Raw genomic sequence first — 22,475 nt, 5'->3', positions numbered from 1 at the left:
GCCGGCCTACTTGAGCCCGCCGCTGAGGAACTGCTGCAGGCGCTCGCATTGAGGCTTCAGCAGCATCTCCTTGGGGTTGCCTTCCTCTTCGACCTTGCCCTGGTGCAGGAAGAGGCAGTGGTTGGAGACCTCGCGTGCGAAACCCATCTCATGGGTCACGACGACCATGGTGCGGCCCTCGGCGGCAAGGTCGCGCATGACCTTGAGGACCTCGCCGACCAGTTCGGGGTCCAGGGCCGAGGTGGGTTCGTCGAAGAGCATGACCTCGGGGTCGACGGCCAGGGCGCGGGCGATGGCCACGCGCTGCTGCTCGCCGCCCGACAGCTGGGCCGGGTAGACATGGGCGCGGTGCGACACGCCGACGCGCGCCAGCAGGCCTTCAGCGCGCTCGATCGCCTCGGCCTTGGACTTGCCCAGCACATGCACGGGCGCCTCGATGACGTTCTCCAGCACCGTCATGTGGGCCCAGAGGTTGAAGTTCTGGAACACCATGGCCAGCTTGGCCCGCCAAAGCTGCAGTTGCTTGGCATCGGCGGCCTTCAGGCTGCCGTCGCGGTCGCGGGTCAGCTTCAGGTTTTCGCCGCACAGGCTCAGTTCGCCCTCGTTCGGTTGTTCCAGCAGATTCAGGCAGCGCAGGAAGGTGCTCTTGCCCGAGCCGGAGGAGCCGATCAGCGTGACGACGTCGCCGCGGCGGGCGCTGAAGGAGATGCCCTTGAGCACCTCGCGCTCGCCGAAGCGCTTGTGGATGTTGGTGGCCTGGAGTTGGATCGTCATTTCAGTTGTTTGTTGCGGGCCGAGCGCCGGGCCGCTCCCTAGCCGGCCCGACTTGGCGATGTGCTTGCGGTTCGACGCCGCAAGCATTGCCGCCCCCCAGGGGGACCGACCGGACCTGCCCGCGTTCAGCGCGGCTGGGCTGGGCGAGGGGCTTCATGTCATGCACCGAGCAGCTTGCCCGTGCGGATCGCCTCGCGGCCTGCCACCTTGGCGACGCGCATGCCGGCATTGGCAAAGCGCAGGAAGTCGCGGGCGAAGAACAGGCCGTCGACCGGGCTCTTCAATTCGGTGACCTGGGCCGTGATGGGGTCGATGACATGGGCCAGCACCTCGCCTAGCTTCACTTCGGCGCCGACCTCCTTGACGAAGGTCAGCACGCCGGCCACCGGCGACTTGATGGGCATGCTGCCGGCCAGCGGGCGGGCGTCGCCTTGCGCCTCGGGCACGGCCGGCTTGTCGCCAGCGATCAGGCCGCGCCAGCGCAGGAAGTCGACGATGTTCTTCGCGTCGGCCGAAGCCAGTTCATGCGTCACATCGGCGGCGCCGCGCAGTTCGACCGTGACCGACAGGCAGGCCTGCGGAATCGGGAAGCGGCCGGCGAAATGCCTGGCCCACTTCCACCAGACCTGGGAGCAGGCCTCGTCGAAGGGGTTGTCGCCCGAGTCCTGGGCCAGCAGCGTCACGCGCGAGCCGAGGAAGCGTGCCAGCGGATCGCAGTCGGGCCAGCAGGGCGTCTCGGTGTAGAGATGCATCAGGGCCTGGGCGTCGCAGTGCAGGTCCAGCACGATGTCGGCGTCGCAGGACAGGGCCATCAGCGTGCGGCGCTGCGACTGCAGCTCGGTGTCGACCGGCGCGGCCTCGACGGCCGCCTTCAGCGCGCGGCGCAGGATGGCGACATTGGCGGCGGCGTCGCTGCCGAGCTGCGGCTCCACGGCGGCGGCGACGGCTTCGATCTGGTCGGGATAGTGGCGGTTGAAGTTCTCGCCCGTCGTCAGCTCGAAGCGGCCCAGGTGGGCATGCAGCAGGAACTGGCTGATGCCTATTGGGTTGGCCATGGGCACGAGCACGACCTCGCCCGTGATCTGGCCGGCGGCTTCGAGCGCATCCAGCTGCAGGCGCAGGTGGTGGGCGACCAGCATGCCGGGCAGCTCGTCGCCGTGCAGCGAGGCCTGGACATAGGCCTTCTGGCCGCCGGGCTTGCCGTAATGCAGGGACACCAGCTCGCGCTGGGTGCCGGGGGCGGGGGAGATCAGGGGATGGCGGATGAGATTCATGATCAGCGGCTCATCATGGGTTTCAGCCAGCGGTTCTCGGCCCAGCGGAACAGTCCGACCAGGCTGAGCGTCAGCACGAAATAGAAGGCGCCGGCGGTGATGAAGGCTTCGAAAGGCAGGTAGTACTTGGCATAGACCTGCTGGGCTGCGCCGGTCACGTCCAGCAGCGTGACCGTGCTGGCCAGCGAGGTGCCGTGCAGCATGAAGATGGCCTCGTTGCCGTAGGCGGGCAGGGCGCGGCGCAGGGCCGCCGGCAGCACGATGCGGCGGATCATCAGGCCGCGGCCCATGCCCATGGCCTTGGCGGCCTCGATCTCGCCGGCGGGCAGGGCGCGGATGCTGCCCGCGATGATCTCGGTCGTGTAGGCGGCCGTGTTCAGCGTGAAGGTCAGCCAGGCGCAGAAGGTGGCCGAGGACAGCCAGGGCCAGGCCCAGCTCTCGCGCACGATCTCGAACTGCGCGGCGCCGTAGTAGACGAGGAAGAGCTGCACCAGCATCGGCGTGCCGCGGAACACATAGGTGTAGAGCCAGACCAGGCGCGACGGCCAGCCCAGGAAGGCCGTGCGCACGACGGCCAGCGGCACGGCCAGCGCGAGGCCGCCGAGCAGGGACAGCACCAGCAGCTGCAGCGACGTGACCAGGCCGTTCAGGTACAGCGGGTAGTTCTCGAAGACGGCTTCGAAGTTCATTTGTGCACCCTTCGCGCTTCGCGCTTGCCTGGCCGAGACGGCCAGGCGTTTGCCAGGCTAGCGATGCCCCCCGGGCATCCCAAGTCCGGGCGCACTCCCGCCAAGCGGGAGCGAGCCCCTTCGGGCGGCCGTGCGAGGCTCATAGCTGGCCCCGCTTGGTGCCGATGGCCAGGCGCTTCTGCGCCCAGGCGAAGAAGAGCTCGGAGACGCTGGTGAAGACGAGGTAGATGACGGCCACGGCCAGGAAGAAGGTGAAGGGCTCGCGCGTCGTGCCGGCGGCCTGCTTGCCGCGTGTCATCAGGTCGGACAGGCCGATGACGGACACGATGGCCGTGCTCTTGATCAGCACCAGCCAGTTGTTGGAGATGCCCGGCAGCGCATGGCGCAGCATCTGTGGCAGCGTGATGCGCCACAGCACCTGGCGCGGGCTCATGCCATAGGCCAGGCCGGCTTCGCGCTGGCCCGGCGGCACGGCCAGGAAAGCGCCGCGGAAGGCCTCGGTCAGGTAGGCGCCGAAGATGAAGCCGATGGTCAGCACGCCGGCGAAGAAGGGGTCGATGTCGATGTAGTCCTCATGGCCCAGCATGGGCGCGGCCGCATTGATGGCGAGCTGGCCGCCGTAGAAGACGAGCAGCATCAGCACCAGGTCGGGCACGCCGCGGATCAGCGTCGTGTAGGTGGCGGCGATGCCTTGCGCGACGCGCGAGCGCGACAGCTTGGCCAGGGCGCCGACGAGGCCGAGCAGGGCGGCTATGGCCAGCGACGACAGGGCCACCGCCAAAGTGACGGCGGAGCCTTCGAGCAGGCTGGGAAGAAATCCGTGCAACATGAGAGAGAGGCCGCGCTCAGCGTGGCGGGTTCACGAGGTCGAAGCTGAAATAGCGGTCGTTGAGGGTCTTGAGCGTGCCGTTGCTGCGCAGCGCGGCCAGCGCCTCGTCGACGCGCTGGCCCAGCGTGGCCACCTCGGCCTTGCGCAGGCCCAGGCCTATGCCCTTGCCGTAGTAGCGCTGGTCCCGCGCGAAGTCGGGCCCGACGAAGCCGAAGCCGCGGCCGTCGGCATGGTTGAGGAAGCCGAACTGCGCGATGACGGCGTCCACCAGGGTGGCATCCAGGCGGCCGGACCTGAGGTCCAGGAAGGCCTGGTCCTGGGTGGCATAACGCACCAGTTGGATGCCCTTGAACTGCTCGGCCAGGAAGCGTTCGTGGATGGTGCCCCTCTCCACGCCGACGCGCTTGCCCTTCATGCCGGCCGGGCTGACGTCCGTGCCCGCGTCGCCGCGCATGACCATGCGGGCCGGCGAGAAGTAGTAGGGCGAGGAGAAGGCGATGACCTGCTGGCGCTCGGGCGTGATGGACATCGAGGCCATGATGGCGTCGATCTTGCGCGACTGCAGCGCCGGGATCAGGCCGTCGAACTCCAGGATGACGGGCGTGTATTGCACGCCCAGCTTGGCGCACAGGGCCTGGGCGACGTCGATCTCGAAGCCCTTGAGCTGGCCGTCGGTGCCGATCTCGCTGAAAGGGGCATAGCCGACGGCGAAGCCGATGCGCAGGCGCTGCTGCGCCTGCGCCACCACCGGTCCGGCGATGGCCAGCGAGAAGGCCGAGGCCAGGGCTTCGCGGCGTCGCATCACTGCTTGGTGCGCGGTGCGATGTCGTAGTCGAAGTATTTGTCGGCCAGCTTCTTGAAGGTGCCGTTGGCCTGCACGGCCTCGATGGCGGCGTTGAACTTCTTGCCCAGCGTCGCCTCGTCGGCCTTGCGCATGCCGACACCGGTGCCGACGCCGAAGACCTTGTCGTCCATGATGGCCGGGCCGGAGAAGGCGAAACCCTTGCCCTCGGGCTTCTTCAGGAAGCCGAAATCGCCGGCGGGCGAATCCATCAGCGTGGCGTCGATGCGGCCGCTCTTCAGGTCCAGGAAGACCTGGTCCTGGCTGCCGTAGCGCACGATCTCGCTCTGCTTGAAGGTGGCGGCGGCATAGGTCTCATGCGTCGTGCCGCGCTGCACGCCGATCTTCTTGCCCTTCAGGCCGGTAGCCGTCGGGTCCAGTTTCACGCCGGCCTTGGCGATGAGGCGGGCCGGGGTGTTGTAGTAGGGCTTGGAGAAGGCGATGACCTTCTGGCGCTCCTCGGTGATGGAGACGCTGGCGAAGATGGCGTCGACCTTGCGCGACTGCAGGGCCGGGATCAGGCCGTCGAAGTCCTGCTGCACCAGGGTGCACTGGGCCTTCATCTCGGCGCAATAGGCCTGCACCAGCTCGATCTCGAAGCCCTTGAGCTTGCCGTCGGGGCCGATCTCGGAGAAGGGCGGGTAGGCACCTTCGACGCCGATGCGCAGCTTCTTCCATTCGGGGGCCTGAGCATTGGCCAGGCTGCTGGCGGCCAGCAGGGCCAGGGCAAGGAGGCGGGTCTTCATGAGGGGTCCTTCGTGGGGATCAAGGTTGGACTTGAGGTAGCCAGTCGCGCAAGGCCGCAAGGGTAGCAGCCGGGTCCTCCTCCTGCGGCACATGGCCTAGGGTCGGGAAAACCACCAATCGGCTGCCCGGGATGGCCTTCTCGAACTCGCGGCCCCAGCGCAGGGGGATGAGCCGATCGCGTTCGCCCCAGAGGATGAGGGTGGGCACCTTGATCTCGGGCAGGCGCTGGTAGGGGCCGGGCGCGAGCTGGTCCATGCGCCTCATCAAGGCGACACGGTTGCCTTCGCGCAACGCCAGTTCGTAGTAGCGGTCCACCAGGGCGGCGGTGACGCGGCTCTTGTCACCGTAGACGTTGAGCACGCTGTCCTCGATGGCGCGGCGGGGCAGCACCCAGCGCATGGGCTCGCGCAGCACCGGGATGCGGGCGATGGCAAAGCCCAGCGGCAGGGACTCGGGCACGAAGTCGAAGCCGGCGGCGTCGACCAGCACGAGGCCGGCCACGCGCGCCGGTTCGGCCAGGGCCACCTGCCAGGCGATCTCGCCGCCCAGGGAATTGCCGCCGATGATGGCGCGGCCGACGCCCAGCCGGGTGAGGAACTGGCGCACGAAGGCGACGTAGCGGGCGTCGCTGTAGTCGTGGTCGGCATTCGGCCCGGTCAGGCCGAAGCCGGGCAGGTCGAAGCTGATGACGCGCCGGGTGGCGCTCAGTTCGGTCACCCAGCCCTCCCAGGTGTGCAGGCTGGCGCTTGTCCCGTGGATCAGCACGATGGGCACCGGGTCGCTGCTGGGGCCCTGGTCGCGGTAGTGCACCAGCAGGCCGTCGATGTCGACGAAGTCCGACGGCGGCGGCGCCCAGCGTGGCACCAGGCTTTCCAGCGAGCGGTCGGGGGCCTTGCTGATGGCAAAGCCGAGGGCGGCCAGCATCAGCAGGATGCCGAGGGCCTTCAGCGCGAAATCACCGAATCGGCTGCTCATTTGGGGCTTAAATCGGCGTTGACGCCTCGGCGATCGTCGAAGACGAAGCAGTTGCCGTGGTAGTGCTTGCCGCCGGTGTCCTCGAAGTACTTGAGGATGCCGCCGTCCAGCTGCCAGGCCGTCAGGCCCTGCTCCTCCAGCACCATGGCGGCCTTCTCGCAGCGGATGCCGCCGGTGCAATAGCTCACCACCGCCTTGCCGACGAGTTCGTCGCGATGGGCGGCCAGGGCGCCGGGGAAGTCGCTGAACTTGTGCAGCCGCCAGTCGATGGCCCCGTCAAACGCGCCCTCGTCCACCTCGAAGCCGTTGCGCGTGTCCAGCATGACGACCTCGCGGCCCTCGTCGTCATGGCCCTGGTCCAGCCAGCGCAGCAGCGTCGCCGGGGCCAGCGCGGGGGCGCGCGGGGCCTGGTCGGGGCGCACGGCAGGCCGGTTCATGCGGATGATCTCGGGCTTGACCTTGACCTTGAGCCGCTGGAAAGGCTGCACCTCGCTCCAGCTTTCCTTGGGTACCAGCGCGGCGAAGCGCGGGTCGCTGCGCAGCTCCGTCACCCAGGAGTTGACGGCGTCGGCCGGGCCGGCCAGGAAGAGGTTGATGCCCTCCTCGGCGATCAGCACGGTGCCCTTGAGGTCCAGGGCTTGCGCCCGGGCTTCGAGGCGGTCGCGCAGCGCTGCCGTGTCGGTCAGCGAGACGAAGAGGTAGCAGGAGATATTGAGGGTGGGGCCGGACTGCATGGGTCCGCGATTATCAATCCGCCCATCGAGAGGCAATGCCGCGCACTTCGTCCAGGCAGGCGTTCAACGCGTCGACGATGCGGGGGTCGAAATGGCTGCCGCTGCCGCCGCGGATGAAGGCCAGGGCCTCGTCGTGGCTCATGGCCTGCTTGTAGGGGCGCACGCTGATCAGCGCGTCATAGACATCGGCCACCGCCATCAGCCGGGCCGACAGCGGGATGGCCTCGCCGGCCAGGCCGTCGGGGTAGCCGCTGCCGTCCCATTTCTCGTGGTGATGGCGGGCGATCTGCTTGCCGAAGGTCAGCATGGGCCCGGCGTCCTCGCCGAGCTTGTCGATGGCGCGCTGCAGCAGGTCGGCGCCATGCTCGGCGTGGGTCTTCATGACCTGCCATTCGTCGGCCGACAGCTTGCCCGGCTTGAGCAGGATGCCGTCGGGGATGGCCACCTTGCCGATGTCGTGCAGGGGGGCGGCCTTGGCGAGCTCGTCGATGGCCTCGGCCGTCAGGTCGGCGGGGCCATCGGGCTGGGCGGCGATCCACTGCGCCAGCGTGCGCACGTATTCCTGGGTGCGCTGGATGTGGTTGCCGGTGTCGGCATCGCGGAACTCGGCCAGGCCGACCATGACGAACAGGGTGGTGTCGCGCAGCCGCTCGACCTCGACCCGGCGCGCCTCCAGCTCGCCGCTCAGCTGGGCGTTGTGGCGCAGCAGATGGTCCTCGGCCAGCTTGAGCTGCAGGTGGGTGCGCACCCGGGCCAGCACGGTGGCCGGGTTGAAGGGCTTGTGGATGAAGTCGGCGCCGCCGGCCTGGAAGCCGGCGCTCTCGTCCTCGGGCCGGGTCAGGGCGGTCAGGAAGATGACGGGCACGCGGCGCGTCGCCGGGTCGCTTTTCAGCTGACGGCAGACCTCGTAGCCATCCATCTCCGGCATCATCACGTCGAGCACGATGAGGTCGGGCGGCTGGCGGCGGCAGATCTCCAGCGCCTTGGCGCCGCTGACGGCCAGCTGCACGCGGTAGTCGGGCTTGAGCACCTGGGCCAGCAGGGTCAGATTGGCCGGGGTGTCGTCGACGACCAGCACCGTGGCCTGGGTCATGGCGGCAGGCGCGGCGGCGATTTCGGGCGGCATCAGGGTCATGGCTTGCTCGCCTCCTTGCTTTTGCCGCGCAGCGCGGCCTGGGCCTCGTCGAAGTCGAAGCGTTGCATGGCGCCGGCCAGCGCCTTGGCCTGCGGCGCCGGCAGCATCTCGATGAAGGCCGATTCATGCTGTTCGTACAGCGTCAGCGCATTGCTGTCGGCCTCGCCCAGCAGGGTGTCCAGCTCGCTCATCAGCGTCGTGGGGTCGGCGCCAGTGTTGGTCGGGTCCACGACCTCGGACAGCGGCAGGTCGACGGGGAGCGGGCGCTCCAGGTCCATCAGGCGGCGCAGCATATGGGGCAGCAGGGGCTTGGCGCACAGGGCCTCGGCCCCCAGGCGCAGCGCGCGATCGCGCAGCACCGGCGTGTCGAAGGCGCTCAGCAGCACGGTGCGGCGGGCCCGTGGCGGGCCGCTTTCCTTCAGGCTGGCCAGCAGCTCGCTGCCCTCCATGTCGGGCAGCACCCAGTCGATCAGCAGCAGGTCATAGGGCTGGCTGGCCGGCACGGCGACGAGGCGGGCCAGGGCCTGGCGGCCCTGGGCCAGCAGGTCGATGCGGCTGCTCGGGGCCAGGGCCTTCAGCAGCGCGATCAGCGTCTCGTGGCCGCCGCTGTGGGCGGCCTGCACCACCAGCACGCGGCGCGGTGGCGGCACCGGCGGCGGGGCCAGTTCGGGGCAGGGCGATGGCGGCAGGCTCAGTTCGAACTCGCTGCCGCGGCCGGGGGCGCTGCGGGCCGTCAGCGTGCCGCCCATGCGTTCGGCCAGGGCGCGGCAGATGGCCAGGCCCAGGCCGGTGCCGCCGAAGCGCCGGGTGGCGCTGGCCTCGGCCTGGGCGAAGGGCGTGAACAACCGTGCCAGCTGCTCGGGCGCCATGCCCAGCCCGCTGTCGCGCACGCGCAGCAGCCAGCCGCCGGCGGCATCCACCGACGCGCTGAGCTTGACCTGGCCGGCCGGCGTGAACTTGACGGCATTGACGAGCAGCTCGGTGAGGAGCTGGGTCAGGCGTACCGCGTCGCCGCGGCGGGCGCCGGCCGCGCCCAGCAGTTCGGGCGAGGCAATGTCGCAGATCAGTTCCAGCTGCTTGGCCTGGGCGGCCGGCCGCACGGCGTCGAAGGCGCTGGCCAGCAGCGGCTCCAGCTGCAGCGGCTCGGTGGCCAGCTGCATGCGGCCGGCGTCGAGGTCGGCATAGTCCAGCAGGCCGTCGATGAGCTTGACCAGGGACTCGCCGGCCTTGGCCACCTCCTGCAGGCGGCCGCGCTGCTCGGCGTGCAGCCGGCCCTCCAGCAGCAGCCGGGTCAGGCCGAGCACGGTGTTCATCGGCGTGCGGATCTCGTGGCCGATATTGGCCAGGAAGTCGGACTTGGCGCGCGAAGCCGCCTCGGCGGCGGCGTTCGAGCGCTCCAGCTCGGCCAGGCGGGCCTTGATGAGGTCCTCGGCCGTGGCCAGGCCGCCCGAGACCGGGGCCAGCTGGGTCAGGCGTCCGATCTGGCGCGACAGGCCCCACAGCGCGATGCAGAACATGGTCTGGCACAGGCCGAGGTTGGCGATCAGCGGCCAGCCGTCCATCAGCCATTGCGGCGGCGTGCCGAAGAAGCGCAGCAGCAGCGGCGGTGCCAGCATGACGGCCAGCAGGCTCAGGGAGATCAGCAGGGCCTCGCGCGCCCGCCAGGTCGTGAACAGCAGCAGGCTGCCGCCCATGGCCCAGGGGGTGAAGCTGCCCAGCGTGTAGAGGCTGGGCCCCGGGTCCGGCCGGAGCGTGAAGACCAGCATGGTCAGCGAGAAATACAGGGCCAGCAGCGTGACGCCGGTGCGCTGCCAGACGCGCAGCCGCTGCGGCAGGCGCCAGACCAGCAGGGCCAGCGCGGAGAAGGCCGTCGCGATCAGGGGATAGGCGATGCGGTCGCTGGGCTCGATGACACCGAGCCAGGCCTCGCTGGCCCAGGCGAACAGCGCCGAGGCGACGATGACCTTGAAGAGCCAGCGCGTGCCGACGGGGCCGAGGACGACGATGACCGGGGACTTCAAGCCTTGCCCTTCAGCGCGACAGCCGCGGCGTCGAAGTCGAGGGCGGCGAGGGCCCGGTCCAGGCGCTGGTGCAGCTCGGGCGCCAGGCCGCTGTGGGCGCCATGGGCCTGCCACCAGTCCAGCGCGCGGCTGTCGCTGTGGGCCAGCAGCTGGTGCAGTTCGGCGACGTCGCCCGGCCCGCTGGCGCGCGGTGCCGGGGCGACATCCCAGCTGCGGGCCAGGGCGGCGTGGATCTCGGCCTGCAGCAGCTCCAGGGCCGGGGCGACGCGGTCGAGATGCCCTTGCGCGCCCTCGGCGTCGGCGATGGCGGCGCTGCGCTCCAGGGCCAGGGCGGCGTGGTGCAGGGGCTGGGCCCCCAGCGTCGCGGCCAGGCCCTGCAGGGTGTGGGCGGCGCGGCGCAGTTCGGTCCAGGCGCCGCTGGCCAGCCAGTCGGACCAGCCGGCCAGGCCGGGGGCGTACTGGTCGGCAAAGCCCTGCAGCGTGCGGCGGTACAGGGCTGATTGGCCGTCGAACTGGCGCAGGCCGGTCTGCAGGTCCAGCGTGGGGCGCGGCGGCTGCGCTGCCGGGGGCGGGCGGTAGCGCTGCAGCTCGCGCACCAGCCGGGCGACGTCCAGCGGCTTGGCGATATGGCCCTGCATGCCGGCGGCCGTGCACTGGGCGCGCTCCTCGGCCAGGGCATGGGCCGTCATGGCCAGCACGGGCAGGGCGTCGAACTCGGGCAGTTCGCGCAGCCGGCGCGTGGCGCTCAGCCCGTCGAGCACCGGCATCTGCAGGTCCATCAGCACGAGGTCATAGGCGGTCGGGCCGCGGGCCAGCAGGCGCTCCAGGCCTTCCTGGCCGTTGCCGGCGACGTCGACCTGGGCGCCACGGCTGCTCAGCAGGCGCAGCGCGATCTCCTGGTTGACGGGATGGTCCTCGACCAGGAGCACGCGCAGGCCGGCCAGAGACTGGGTGTCGACCCCGATGCCGCGCTCGGACGGCGCATCGTCCAGCAGGCGGCGCAGGTCGCCGGGCAGCAGGGGCTTGGGACAGAGGGCCCGGGCCCCGAAGCTGCGCGCCTGCGCCGGGCCGTCGTCGGCACCCGGCGGGCTCAGCACGGCGATGCGCAGGGCCGGGTGGTCGCGGCGCAGCTGCGCCAGCAGTTCGGCACCGGTGGCGCCGGGGCCGGGCAGTTGCCAATCGAGCAGCAGCCACTCGAAGGGCTTGCCGGCTTCGCGGGCACCGACCAGGGCGGCCAGGGTGCTGGCGGCATCCGTGCTGGCGGCGACGCCGGCGCCAAGGCCGAGATGGCGCAGCAGGGCGAGGGTCGCCTCGCGGCCCTCGGGCCGGCCCTTGGCCAGCAGCAGGCGCTGGGCCTTCAGCGGCGCGGGTGCGCTGGCCGTGGCATCCAGCGGCAGGGGCAGGCGGATGTCGAAGCTGCTGCCGCGGCCGGGAGCGCTCTGCACATCCAGCGAGCCGCCCATCAGCTCGACGAGGCGGCGGGCGATGGCCAGACCCAGGCCGGTGCCGCCATACAGGCGCGACACGGAGACGTCGCCTTGCCGGAACTCGCGGAACAGGCCCTCGAGCTGCTCGGCGCTCATGCCGATGCCGCTGTCCTGCACCGTCAGCATCAGCGGCACGCGGCCCTGCTCGTCGGTGGGGGCCGCGGCCAGGCGCAGCAAGACCTGGCCCGAGGGCGTGAACTTGATGGCGTTGGACAGCAGGTTGACCAGCACCTGCTGCAGGCGCAGCGCATCGCCGCGCAGCTGGCCGCGCGGGCCCAGCAGGCTGGCGTCGGCCCAGTCGCAGATCAGTGCGACGGCGGGGTTGGCATGCACCGGCCGCACCAGCTCCATGGCCTGGCCGACGACGTCCTCCAGGCGCAGCGGCTGGGACTCGATCTCCATGTGGCCGGCCTCGATCTTGGAGACGTCCAGCACGTCGTTGACGAGGCTGAGCAGGGTGCGCGAGGCCGCGTCGGCCTTGGTCAGCAGGTCGCGCTGCTCGGGCGTGAGCTGGGTCTGCAGGGCCAGTTGGGTCATGCCCATGACCGTGTTCATCGGCGTGCGGATCTCGTGGCTGATCTGGGCCAGGAAGCGGGTCTTGGCTTCGGTGGCGGCCTTGTGGGCCTTCACTGCATCGACGTTGCGGCGCAACGCGAACACGCACAGGGGCGGCAGGGGCAGCAAAAGGGCATTAATCACCAAGGCGGCGTCGATGGCCGCGCCGCCCGCGCCGCGCAGCTTCCAGAGCAGAGCGAGGAGGGCCAGCAGTGCCGCCATGGCAAGCCAGAGAAGACCGAGCGTGAGCTTGCGCGGGGGCATGGAACGATCGCGTGGGTACGGGCCGATTATGAAAGGGCGCCATGCGCGAAATGTGCGACGGAATCCACGCCGCCGCCCTGGGGAAAGCCCAGGGCATGGCACTGGTCTCCAGCAGGGTGCAGCGGTTATTCTGATCCGCCATGCCGCTCATCCTCGTAGTCGACGACCAGCCGAGCAACATCCATGCGCTCTACCAGTTGCTGGTGGACGAATGCGAGGTGTCCATGGCCACCAGCGGCGCCGAGGCCCTGGCCTTCTGCGCCCAGCAGCTGCCCGACCTCATCCTGCTCGATGTGCTGATGCCCGAGATGAGCGGCTACGAGGTCTGCGACCGCCTCAAGGCCGACCCGCGCACGCGCAGCGTGCCCGTCATCTTCGTGACCGTGCAGGGCAGCGCCGACGACGAGGCCCAGGGCTTTGCCCACGGCGCCGTCGACTACATCCCCAAGCCCTTCGTCGATGTCGTCGTCAAGGCGCGGGTGCGCACCCAGCTCGCCCTCAAGCTGGCGTCCGAGAGCTTTGCGCGCTCGCAGATCGAGCTCTTCCAGCGCGACAAGCTGGCCTCGGTCGGCCGCACCATCTCCGGCATCGCCCAGGAGCTCAGTTCGCCGCTGGGCAATGCGCTGATCTCGGCCTGCACGCTGCAGGACGACCTGACCCATCTGCGCGGCCTGACCCACCAGGGCAACATCAAGCGCAGCGACCTCGACAAGCATCTGCGCGTCAGCGAGGAGAGCGTCGGCCTGGTGCTGTCCAATCTGCAGCGCACCCTGTCCATCGTCGACTCCTTCCTGCAGTCCACGGCCGACAACTTCGGCGACCAGCGGCGCAGCTTCTCGCTGCTGGAGCTGGTTCACGAGGTGGTCGCGGGCCTGGCGCCGGCGCTGGAGGCCCACCAGGTGCGCTGCGAGCTCGATGCCGGCGACGACCTGCACCTGCTGAGCTTTCGCGGCGCGCTGGCCAAGGTGCTGTCCACGCTGATCCAGAACGCCGTCAAGCATGCCTATCGCGAGGCCGGCGGCGAGGTGCATCTGCGCGTGCGCCCGCTGGGCAACGACCAGCTCACCGTCACCGTGCAGGACCATGGCGTCGGCATCCCGCCCGGCATGCTGGGCCGCGTCTTCGATCCCTTCTTCTCGACCCGCTTCGGGCCCAACCGCAGCGAGCCGGGCCTGTACATCGTGCGCAATCTGGTCACCTTCGCGCTCGGCGGGCAGATCCAGGTCGAATCCACGCCCGGCGTGGGCACGACGGCCAGGCTGACCCTGCCGCTGATTTCGCCCGAGGCGCGGCGCGCGGCGGGCTGATACATGCTGGAGCCTCTGCGGGCCCGATTGGCGCTGCTGGGGGGGCTGCTGCTGGTGCTGGCGCTGGCTCTGGGCCTGTATCTGCTGCAACGCCCCTCGCCCGAAGCCGCGCGCGGCCCCATCGTCATCGGCCTGCTGCAGGCCCTCAGCGGCCCGATGGCGACCAGCGAGGCGCCCCTGGTGGCCACCGTCAAGCTGGCCGTGGAGGAGATCAATGCCGCCGGCGGCCTGCAGGGGCGCCGCATCGAGCTGAAGATCGAGGATTCGCGCTCCGATCCCCGCATCGCGGCGGCGGCGGCCGAACGCCTCATCAGCACCGAGCGCGCGGTGGCCCTGTTCGGCTGCTGGTCGTCGGTCTGCCGCCAGGCCGTCAAGCCCGTCGTCGAGACCCACCGCCACCTGCTGTTCTATCCCATGGCCTATGAGGGCATGGAGCAGTCGGGCCACATCATCTACACCGGCCCGACCCCCAACCAGCAGCTGCTGCCCGCCACCGACTGGGCCATGCATGGCTTCGGCCGGCGCATCTACATGGTCGGCACCGACGGCCCCTACCAGCGCCGGGTGCATGCCGTGCTGCGCGACTTCATCCTGCTGGGCGGCGGCGAGGTGCTGGGCGAGCGCTATGTGCCGCTGGGCGGCCGCGATGTCGCGGCGGTGCTGGACGATCTGCAGAAGCTGCAGCCCGACGTCGTCCTCAGCACCATCAGCGGCGACAGCAACCGGGCCTTGTTCGACGCCCTGGTGGCGGCCGGCCTGACCGATCTGCCGCTGCTGTCCTTCAGTGCCGCCGAGCCCGAGATGCTGGCCTATGAAGGCGGCCGGCTGGATCGCCATTTCACGGCCTGGAGCTATCTGCAGTCCCAGCCCGGGCCGGTCAACGAGAATTTTCTCGCCCGGCTGAGGCGCAGCCAGGGGGAGGCGGTCCAGGCCAGCGACCCGGCGGTGTCGGCCTATGTCGCCGTGCAGCTCTGGGCCGCCGCGGTACGCGAGGTCGGCAGCCCGCAGACCGACGCGGTGAACGCCAATGTGCTGCAGCAGACGGTGCCGGCGCCGCAGGGCTTCGCGGCGGTGGACAGCCAGAGCCGGCATCTGTGGCGCCAGCTGCGCATCGCCCAGGTCAAGCCCGGCGGCCAGCTCAGCGAGGTCTACCGGCTGCCGCGCTACATCAAGCCCGAGCCCTGGCCGACCTTCCGCTCGGCCGAGCACTGGATGGCCGTGATGCCGCGCACCGAGGTGAAGCCTTGAGCGCCGTCGTCGAGGCCGAGGTCTCGCCGCGGCGCGCCTGGCCGGTCGGCCCGGCCCTGCTGATGGGCATGGTGCTGCTGTCCCTGCTGCCGTTGGGCGTGCTGGGGACCTGGCAGCTCGCCAGCTTCGAGTCCAGCCTGCGCGAGACGGTGACCGAGGGCCTGGTGGCCATCTCGCGCAAGAAGGTCAACGAGATCAACGAGTACCTCAACGAGGTCGAGGTCGACGGCCGCCTCGTGGCCCAGTCCGGCGACACGCGCGAGCTGCTCGTGCAGCGCGGCGATGCCGTCGCGACGCGCGTGTCGGCAGGCAGCCGCGGCTTCTACGAACGCCTGTATGACAGCGGCAAGTACCAGAACCTGCTGCTGGCCCAGCCCGACGGCCGCATCAGCTTCGCGATGAAGGCGCCGGCCGGCTCCAGCCTGGAACTGGCGCGCCTGGACGGCGGTGCCTTCGAGGGCAGCGAGCTGCTGCAGGCCCATCGCCGTGCCATCGGCCAGCTCGACCCGCAGCTGACGACCGTCCAGCGCCTGAGCGGGGACGGGGGCGCGACGCTCTTTCTCGTCCACCCCGTGGTCGACGGCGACCGCGTGCTGGGCAGCGTCGTGCTGCAGCTCGACCTGCAGCGGCTGCAGCGCGTGGCGACCGAGCGCTCTGGCCTCGCGCTGAGCGGCGAGACCGTGCTGGTGCAGCGCGAGGGCGAGCGTGCCGTCTTCATCAACGACCTCAAGCGCCCGCCCTCCCAGACTTTGAGCGGCGCCATCGACCTGAGCGCGCCTGACCTGCCGCCGGCCGTGCGCGGCCTGCGCGGCGACAGCGGCAGCGGCGAGACGCGGGACTATTCCGGCGTGCCCGTCGTCGCCTCCTGGCGCCATCTGCCGGCGCTGGACTGGGGCATCTCCGTCAACATCGACTCGGCCGAGGCCTTTGCGCCGGTTCGCGAGCTGCGCGACCGCCTCTTCATCGCCCTGGGCCTGGGCCTGCTGCTGGCCCTGGGGCTGGGCCTGCTGCTGGGACGGCGCCTTGTCGAACCCGTCGAGTTGCTGAACCGGGCCGTCGGCCGCATCGCCGGCGGCAAGCTCGACGAGCGCGCGCCGGTCTGCGGCTTCCGCGAGTTCCGCGAGCTGGCCCAGGGCTTCAACCACATGACCGAGCAGCTTGTCGTCGAGCGCCAGCTGCTGGAGGCCCGCGTCGAGCAGCGCACGCGCGCCCTGAACGACAGCGAGCAGCGTTTTCGCGGCGTCTTCGAGCGTGCCCAGGTCGGCATCGCGCTGTGTGATGCCCAGGGCGTCATCCTCGACGTCAACACCGCGCTGACGGCCATGCTCTGCCGCGAGGCAGGCGAACTGCGCGGCGCCAAGCTGGCCGACCTGCCGGACTTCCGCGCCGGGCGCGTGCTGGGCAGCGAGCTGGCGCGCCTGGCCACGGCACGGCTGGACCATGTGCGCTTCGAGCGCGGCTTTGCGCTGCCGGGCGGCGGCGAGCTCTTTGTCGACGCCAGCGCCAGTGCCATCCGCGACCGGCGCGGCCGCCTCGTCAACGTCGTGCAGATGCTCATCGACGTGACCGAGCGCCATCGCGCCGAGGTCGACCTGGTGCGCGCCCGCGTCGCGGCCGAAGCGGCCAGCCAGGCCAAGAGCGACTTCCTCGCCAACATGAGCCACGAGATCCGCACGCCGATGAGCGGGGCCCTGGGCATGCTCAATCTGCTGCTGCGCACCGAGCTCGCGCCGCGCCAGCTCGACTATGCGAGCAAGGCCCGCACGGCGGCCCAGGCCCTGCTGGCCGTCATCAACGACGTGCTGGACTTCTCCAAGGTCGAGGCCGGCAAGATGGAGCTGGACCCGCACCGCTTCGAGCTCAGCGACTTCATGCGCGAGCTGGCCGTCATCCTGTCGGCCAATGTCGGCGCCAAGGACATCGAGGTGCTGTTCCGCCTCGACCCGCGCCTGCCGGCCGCCCTGATCGGCGACGCGACGCGCCTGCGCCAGGTGCTGCTCAACCTGGCCGGCAACGCGCTGAAGTTCACCGAGCGCGGCGAGGTCGTGCTGGGCCTGACCCTGCTGCGGGAGGAGGGTGGCAAGTCCTGGCTGCGCTTCGAGGTGCGCGACACCGGCATCGGCATCCCGGCGGACAAGCTCGAGCACATCTTCGTCGGCTTCAGCCAGGCCGAGCAATCGACCTCGCGCCGCTACGGCGGCACCGGCCTGGGCCTGGCCATCAGCCGGCGCCTGGTCGCGCTGATGGGCGGCGAGCTGCGCGTGGACAGCCGCGTCGGCGAGGGCAGCCGCTTCCATTTCGATCTGCTGATGGAGGCCGCGCCGGCCGACAGCGGCGAGGCCGACACGGCCCAGCGCGGCCTCAAGGTCCTCATCGTCGACGACAACCCCATGGCCCGCGAGGTGCTGCAGGGCATAGGCGCCAGCCTGGGCTGGGACTGCGACATGGCGGCCAGCGGCGAACAGGCCCTGGCCCTGGTGCACGAGGCGGCCGAGGGCGGCGAACCGCACTATCAACTCATCCTGATGGACTGGCGCATGCCCGGGCTGGACGGCTGGGAGACCTCGCGCCGCATCCGCGACAGCCACGAATCCGACGCGCCCGTCATCATCATGGTCACGGCCCATGGCCGCGAGCTGCTGGCCGAGCGCAGCGAGCAGGACATCCAGAGCCTGGGCGGCTATCTCGTCAAGCCGGTGACGGCCTCGATGCTGCACGACGCCGTCGCCGAGGCCACGCGCGGCCAGCCGGCGCCCCTGCCGCATGCGAGCGCCGCGCGCCGGCTGCAAGGCATGCGGCTGCTGCTGGTCGAGGACAACAGCTTCAACCAGCAGGTCGGCCAGGAACTGCTGGACGGCGAGGGCGCACTCGTGACGGTGGCCGGTGGCGGCGTCGAGGGTGCGCATCTGGCCCAGGTCGCCGAGCCGCCCTTCGATGCCGTGCTGATGGACCTGCAGATGCCCGACATCGACGGCTTCGAGGCCACGCAGCGCATCCTCGCGCGCCGGCCGGGAACGCTCATCATCGCGATGACCGCCAATGCCATGGAGTCGGACCGTCAGGCCTGCCTGGCCGCCGGCATGCGCGACCACGTCGCCAAGCCCGTCGACCTGGAGCAACTCGTCGCCTGCCTGCTCCGCCATGTTGGGCCGCTGCCGCTGCGGCCGGCGCCATCGCCGCCGGCCGTGCCCCTGCTGGAGCGCGAGGCGGCCCTGCAGCGCCTGGGCGGCCGCACGGCCCTGTACGAACGCCTGGCCCGGTCTTTTGCGCAGGACGGCCCCGCCGAGCTGGAGGCCCTGAAGCGCCATCTGCAGCAGCCGGCTCCGGCCGACGCGACACGCGCCTTGCACACCTTGCGCGGCCTCGCCGGGGCCATCGGCGCCACGGCCCTGGCCGCGCTGGCCGGGCGGCAGGAGCTGGCCTTGCGCGAGGGCGGCGATGCGGCCGCCGTCGACGTGGCCGGCCTGCAGGGCCTGCTCGACGCCAGCCTGGCCGCGCTGTCGGCCCTGGCGGCGCCCAGCCCGCCGCCACCGCCCGTCGCCGCGACAGCCGACGAGCCTCTTGAAGCGCTGCGCCGCCTGCGCCAGCTGCTGGTGGAGCGCAATATGCGCTCGGTCTCGGTCTGCGAGGAACTGGCCGCCCAGCAGGCCGGCGGCCTGGGTGCCGAACTGGCCCAGCTGTCAGCGGCCGTGGCCCGGCTGGACTTCGCCAAGGCCCTGAAGGCCTGCGACCAGCTGCTGGACCAGCTCAACCCGAGGTGACGCAAAGCCCGCTTCCCGGCGGGAGAGCGATGGGCCTGCGTACAATGAGAATCATTCTCATCCAATCGACTCGCCCGTCGAGCCCGCTCCCATGTCCGAGCCGCTGCCCTCCAGCCTCGCCGCCGCCCCTGCCGGGCAGGCGCTGACCGTCCAGCAGGTCAGTGCGCCCGCGCATTCGCCGGAATGGGCAGGCTGGCTGGCCGACCTGGGCTTCCTGCCAGGCGAAGCGGTGCGCGTGCTGCGCCGCGGCGCCCAGGGCACGGGCAATCTGGTCGTGCGCGTCGGGCAGTCGACGTTCGCGCTGCGCCATGCCGAGGCCGAATGCATCGCGGTGAAGCCGCGATGAGCGAGTCCGTCATCCATGTACACAAGGGCGGCCGGCTGGTCGCCCTGGTCGGCAATCCCAATTGCGGCAAGACGGCCCTGTTCAACGGCCTGACCGGCAGCCATCAGAAGGTCGCCAACTACGCCGGCGTCACCGTCGAGCGCAAGGAAGGGCGCCTCATCTTGGGCGCCGGCAAGGCGCTGCGCCTGCTGGACCTGCCCGGCACCTACAGCCTGCATCCGCGTTCGCCCGATGAGCGCGTCACCTGCGACGTGCTGGCCGGCCGCGCCAAGGGCGAGAAGCGGCCCGACCTCGTCGTCATGGTGCTGGACGCCACCAATCTGCGCCGCAACCTGCGCCTGCTGCTGGCCGTACGCCGCCTGGGCCTGCCCGTCGTCGCCGCGCTGAACATGGCCGACCTGGCCGCGCGCCGCGGCCTCAAGGTCGATGCCGCCGCGCTGTCGGCCCAGCTCGGCGTGCCGGTGGTGCGCACCGTCGCCATCCACAAGGAAGGGCTGGACGAGCTGCGCGCCGTGCTCGACAAGCCCGAGGTCTGGGAGGGCGCCGCCGTCGCCGTGGCCGGCGAGCAGCAGGTCGACGATCACGTCACCGTCAAGACCTGGCTGCGCGCCCTGCACCTGGACGACGAACTGCCCACCCTGCCCAGCGACCGCGTCGACCGCGTGCTGCTGCATCCGGTGGCCGGCTCCATCATCCTGGCGGTGCTGCTCTTCCTGCTGTTCCAGGGCGTGTTCTCCTGGGCCGAGCCGCCCAAGGCCCTCATCGAGGACGGCATGGCCTGGCTGGGCACCCAGGTCGGCAACTTCATCCCGGCGGGCTGGTTCCACAGCCTCATCGTCGACGGCGTCATCGCCGGCGCCGGCGGTGTGCTGGTCTTCCTGCCGCAGATCCTGATCCTGTTCTTCTTCATCCTCGTGCTGGAGGAGTCGGGCTATCTGCCGCGCGCGGCCCTGCTGCTGGACCGGCTGATGGGCAGCGTCGGCCTGTCGGGGCGCAGCTTCATCCCGCTGCTGTCCAGCTTCGCCTGCGCCATCCCCGGCATCATGGCCACGCGCTCCATCGCCAATCCGCGCGACCGTCTCGTCACCATCATGATCGCGCCGCTGATGACCTGCTCGGCGCGGCTGCCGGTGTATGCGCTGCTGATCGGCGCCTTCATCCCCAACCGCGAGGTAGGCGGCTTCGAGCTGCAGGGCCTGGTGCTGTTCGGGCTCTACGTGGCCGGCATCATCGGCGCCATGGCCGTGGCCTGGGTGCTGAAGCGCTTCACCAGCACGGGCCGCCTGGTGCGCCCGCTGATGATGGAGCTGCCGAGCTACCACTGGCCGCATCCGCGCTCCATCGCCATCGGCCTGTGGCAGCGCGCCGTCGTCTTCGTCAAGCGCGTGGGCGGCATCATCCTGCTGCTGACGCTGGCGCTGTGGCTGCTCTCCAGCTTCCCGTCGCCGCCGGAAGGCGCGACCGGCGCCCCCATCCAGTACAGCATCGCCGGCTACCTCGGCGCGGGCCTGGCCACCATCTTCGAGCCCATCGGCTTCAACTGGCAGATCAGCCTGGCGCTGGTGCCGGGCCTGGCGGCCCGCGAAGTGGCCGTCGGCGCCCTGGGCACGGTGTATGCGCTGTCCGCCACCGGCGACGACGCCGCCCAGGCCCTGACGCCGCTGATCGCCCAGAGCTGGAGCCTGGCGACGGCCCTGTCCCTGCTGGCCTGGTATGTGTTCGCGCCGCAGTGCATCGCGACGCTGGCGGCCGTGAAGCGCGAGACCGGCGGCTACAGGCTGCCGCTGATCATCACGGGCTATCTGTTCGGCCTGGCCTACCTGGCCTCCTTCATCACCTACCGCGTGGCGCTCTACTTGGGCGCCTGAGGCGTCGGCCTCGTGGGTACCGAGGCGCTGCAGACGTCGATGTAGCCGGGGCTGTGCACGAACCAGCCGCCACGGTAGCGGCGGGCGTCCAGCAGCTGGGTCCAGGTGCTGGACTCGGTCTTCAGCACCTGCAGGGCCGGGCGTTCCTCGGCTGGCACTTCGGCCAGCAGGCGGATGCGCTGGATGCCGGTGCGCTGCTCGGGCTTGTCGTAGAAGCCCATGGCCGCCGTGCCGCGCGGCAGGGCGGACAACAGCTCCATGCCCTTGAGCACGCGGCCGACCGTCGTGATGTTCAGGTCCAGGCCGCGCGGCGCCTGGCCGATGACGACATAGAGCTCGGTGCCGTTGCTGGAGTCGACCGCATCGCTGCGGCCGGCGCCGACGACGCCATAGCAATGGGCCAGCCAAGCCTTGCCGGTCTTGGGGTCGGCAGCGACCGGCATGCCGCCCGCGAAACCGGTGCGGGGCGCCCAGCCTTCCACGTCCGGCAGCTTGGCAAAGCCGGCTTCCTTGCCGATCTTGTCCAGCGACACCGAGAACTCGGCGGGCAGCTTGGGCGAAGCGCCGGCCGGCAGCGGTTTGGCCTTGGCGGCATCCTCGCCATCGGGGTCGCCCCATTGGGTGACGAAGTTGTCCTGCACGCGCAGGATGGCCAGGCCGTCCCAGTAGCCGCCACGGGCCAGGGCGCGGATATTGGCCGCATGGGCGGGCGCGAAGCGGGGCGCCAGCTCGATGATGACCTGGCCCGAGGCCAGGTCCATCAGCAGCGTGTTCTCGGGATCGAGGCCGCGCCAGTCGCCGGCGGGCGAGGCGGCCAGGATCTGCTGGGCCGTCATCTTGAGGGCCCCGGATTTGGGCGCCGCCTTGGGAGCCGCTTTGGGCGCCGCCTTGGGGGCGGCCAGGGCCGAGGACAGCAGGCCGGCGGTGGCCAGCGCGAGGGCGAGATGTTTCATGGGCGCGCAGCTTAACGGCGGCGAGCCTCAGGAGGGCGGCAGGAAACGCCCCAGTTCGCCGGCGCGCAGTGCGCCGGCCAGGCGTACTGCCAGCGCCTGTGCCTGCGACGTCTCCCGCTCGACACGCGAGGCCGCACAGCCGTCGCCGCGCAGGCAGCTCAGCCAGACTTCGGGGTCGCGCTCATCGCAGGCGAGGCCGAAGTGGCAGGGCAGCAGGCGCAGCGCGGCCTGGGCGGTGGCGCGCTCGGTGTCGGTGTCGAAACGCTGGCCGTCGAAGAACAGCCGCGGCTCGCCTTCGATGCGGCGCAGCAGCAGGCGCTCGCCGAGTTCGTCGAGCAGCAGCGCATCGGGACGGGCCAGCACCGCGCTCAGCAGGGCCCTGTCATCGAGGTCGGACTGCTGCAGGGCCAGCAGCGGGTCGCCGGCGGGGTGCTCGTCGGCTGCGACATTGACCAGGGCCAGCCACTCGCCGTTGGCGAACTGGCTGCAGCCGGCGGCCAGGGCCGCCTGGCGGGCGACGGCGCGCTGGTGGCGGGCATCGTTGACGTCGGGCGTGGCGGGCGGCTGCAGGCCGGCCAGGTCGGCGCAGCGGCGGGCCAGCGCGCGGGCATAGAGGCGCCCGCCCTCGGCCGGCCGGGCCAGGGCGGCCTGCACGCTGCTGCGCAGG

Annotated in this window: 18 protein-coding genes; 5 read left to right on the top strand and 13 right to left on the bottom strand. The window is 70.8% G+C overall.

Going from position 1 to position 22,475, the window contains the following annotated elements; genetic code table 11:
- Positions 1 to 6: 6 nt before the first annotated feature.
- The 11 genes from AC07OY_RS28365 to AC07OY_RS28315 form a co-directional block, all read right to left on the bottom strand.
- On the bottom strand, positions 7 to 774 hold the full coding sequence (locus tag AC07OY_RS28365) for an ABC transporter ATP-binding protein (protein ID WP_495045962.1): 768 nt from the start codon (positions 772 to 774) through the stop codon (positions 7 to 9).
- 158 nt (positions 775 to 932) lie between these two features.
- Positions 933 to 2,048: a succinylglutamate desuccinylase/aspartoacylase family protein gene (locus AC07OY_RS28360; RefSeq protein ID WP_495045961.1), complete on the bottom strand. Its 1,116-nt coding sequence runs from the start codon at positions 2,046 to 2,048 to the stop codon at positions 933 to 935.
- A gap of 2 nt (positions 2,049 to 2,050) precedes the next feature.
- Complete coding sequence (locus tag AC07OY_RS28355) at positions 2,051 to 2,737, bottom strand: ABC transporter permease (protein ID WP_495045960.1); 687 nt, start codon at positions 2,735 to 2,737, stop codon at positions 2,051 to 2,053.
- Between the two features lie 139 nt (positions 2,738 to 2,876).
- Positions 2,877 to 3,566: an ABC transporter permease gene (locus tag AC07OY_RS28350; protein ID WP_495045959.1), complete on the bottom strand. Its 690-nt coding sequence runs from the start codon at positions 3,564 to 3,566 to the stop codon at positions 2,877 to 2,879.
- A gap of 16 nt (positions 3,567 to 3,582) precedes the next feature.
- Complete coding sequence (locus AC07OY_RS28345) at positions 3,583 to 4,368, bottom strand: transporter substrate-binding domain-containing protein (protein ID WP_495045958.1); 786 nt, start codon at positions 4,366 to 4,368, stop codon at positions 3,583 to 3,585.
- Positions 4,368 to 5,153 carry an ABC transporter substrate-binding protein gene (locus AC07OY_RS28340; protein WP_495045957.1) on the bottom strand — a complete coding sequence of 262 codons (786 nt, stop codon included), beginning with the start codon at positions 5,151 to 5,153 and terminating at the stop codon, positions 4,368 to 4,370. The genes AC07OY_RS28345 and AC07OY_RS28340 overlap by 1 nt, the downstream gene beginning before the upstream one ends.
- A gap of 19 nt (positions 5,154 to 5,172) precedes the next feature.
- The gene (locus AC07OY_RS28335; RefSeq protein WP_495045956.1) at positions 5,173 to 6,129 is read right to left on the bottom strand and encodes an alpha/beta fold hydrolase; all 957 of its coding nucleotides are present in this window, start codon (positions 6,127 to 6,129) and stop codon (positions 5,173 to 5,175) included.
- Positions 6,126 to 6,863, bottom strand: coding sequence for a sulfurtransferase (locus tag AC07OY_RS28330; RefSeq protein WP_495045955.1), 738 nt, complete (start codon positions 6,861 to 6,863; stop codon positions 6,126 to 6,128). Before AC07OY_RS28330 ends, AC07OY_RS28335 begins: the two co-directional genes overlap by 4 nt.
- A gap of 13 nt (positions 6,864 to 6,876) precedes the next feature.
- A complete protein-coding gene (locus tag AC07OY_RS28325; protein ID WP_495045954.1) occupies positions 6,877 to 7,998 on the bottom strand; it encodes an HD-GYP domain-containing protein in 1,122 nt (373 codons plus the stop codon).
- Positions 7,995 to 10,019, bottom strand: a complete 2,025-nt coding sequence (locus AC07OY_RS28320; RefSeq protein WP_495045953.1) for an ATP-binding response regulator — start codon at positions 10,017 to 10,019, stop codon at positions 7,995 to 7,997. Before AC07OY_RS28320 ends, AC07OY_RS28325 begins: the two co-directional genes overlap by 4 nt.
- The gene (locus AC07OY_RS28315; RefSeq protein WP_495045952.1) at positions 10,016 to 12,325 is read right to left on the bottom strand and encodes a hybrid sensor histidine kinase/response regulator; all 2,310 of its coding nucleotides are present in this window, start codon (positions 12,323 to 12,325) and stop codon (positions 10,016 to 10,018) included. Before AC07OY_RS28315 ends, AC07OY_RS28320 begins: the two co-directional genes overlap by 4 nt.
- Before the next feature lie 140 nt (positions 12,326 to 12,465).
- Between AC07OY_RS28315 and AC07OY_RS28310 the strand changes: the two genes are divergently transcribed.
- The 5 genes from AC07OY_RS28310 (at position 12,466) to feoB (ending at position 20,855) form a co-directional block, all read left to right on the top strand.
- Positions 12,466 to 13,632, top strand: a complete 1,167-nt coding sequence (locus AC07OY_RS28310; RefSeq protein WP_495045951.1) for a response regulator — start codon at positions 12,466 to 12,468, stop codon at positions 13,630 to 13,632.
- A 3-nt stretch (positions 13,633 to 13,635) separates the two neighbouring features.
- Positions 13,636 to 14,880: an urea ABC transporter substrate-binding protein gene (locus AC07OY_RS28305; RefSeq protein ID WP_495045950.1), complete on the top strand. Its 1,245-nt coding sequence runs from the start codon at positions 13,636 to 13,638 to the stop codon at positions 14,878 to 14,880.
- Positions 14,877 to 18,641 (top strand): response regulator, encoded by a 3,765-nt coding sequence (locus tag AC07OY_RS28300; protein WP_495045949.1) that lies wholly within the window; start codon positions 14,877 to 14,879, stop codon positions 18,639 to 18,641. The genes AC07OY_RS28305 and AC07OY_RS28300 overlap by 4 nt, the downstream gene beginning before the upstream one ends.
- Before the next feature lie 91 nt (positions 18,642 to 18,732).
- Positions 18,733 to 18,987, top strand: coding sequence for a FeoA family protein (locus AC07OY_RS28295; RefSeq protein WP_495045948.1), 255 nt, complete (start codon positions 18,733 to 18,735; stop codon positions 18,985 to 18,987).
- Positions 18,984 to 20,855 (top strand): ferrous iron transporter B, encoded by a 1,872-nt coding sequence (gene feoB, locus AC07OY_RS28290; protein WP_495045947.1) that lies wholly within the window; start codon positions 18,984 to 18,986, stop codon positions 20,853 to 20,855. The genes AC07OY_RS28295 and feoB overlap by 4 nt, the downstream gene beginning before the upstream one ends.
- On the opposite strand, the gene AC07OY_RS28285 is transcribed toward feoB, so the two are convergent.
- Both AC07OY_RS28285 and AC07OY_RS28280 read right to left on the bottom strand, forming a co-directional pair.
- A complete protein-coding gene (locus AC07OY_RS28285; protein WP_495045946.1) occupies positions 20,840 to 21,808 on the bottom strand; it encodes a peptidylprolyl isomerase in 969 nt (322 codons plus the stop codon). The genes feoB and AC07OY_RS28285 overlap by 16 nt on opposite strands.
- 27 nt (positions 21,809 to 21,835) lie before the next feature.
- On the bottom strand, positions 21,836 to 22,475 hold a 640-nt coding region (locus tag AC07OY_RS28280; protein ID WP_495045945.1), incomplete at its 5' end, for a hypothetical protein.

The sequence above is a fragment of the Roseateles sp. GW821-FHT09H10 genome, assembly GCF_059415865.1.
This window is presented reverse-complemented; position numbering and strand designations above follow the sequence as displayed.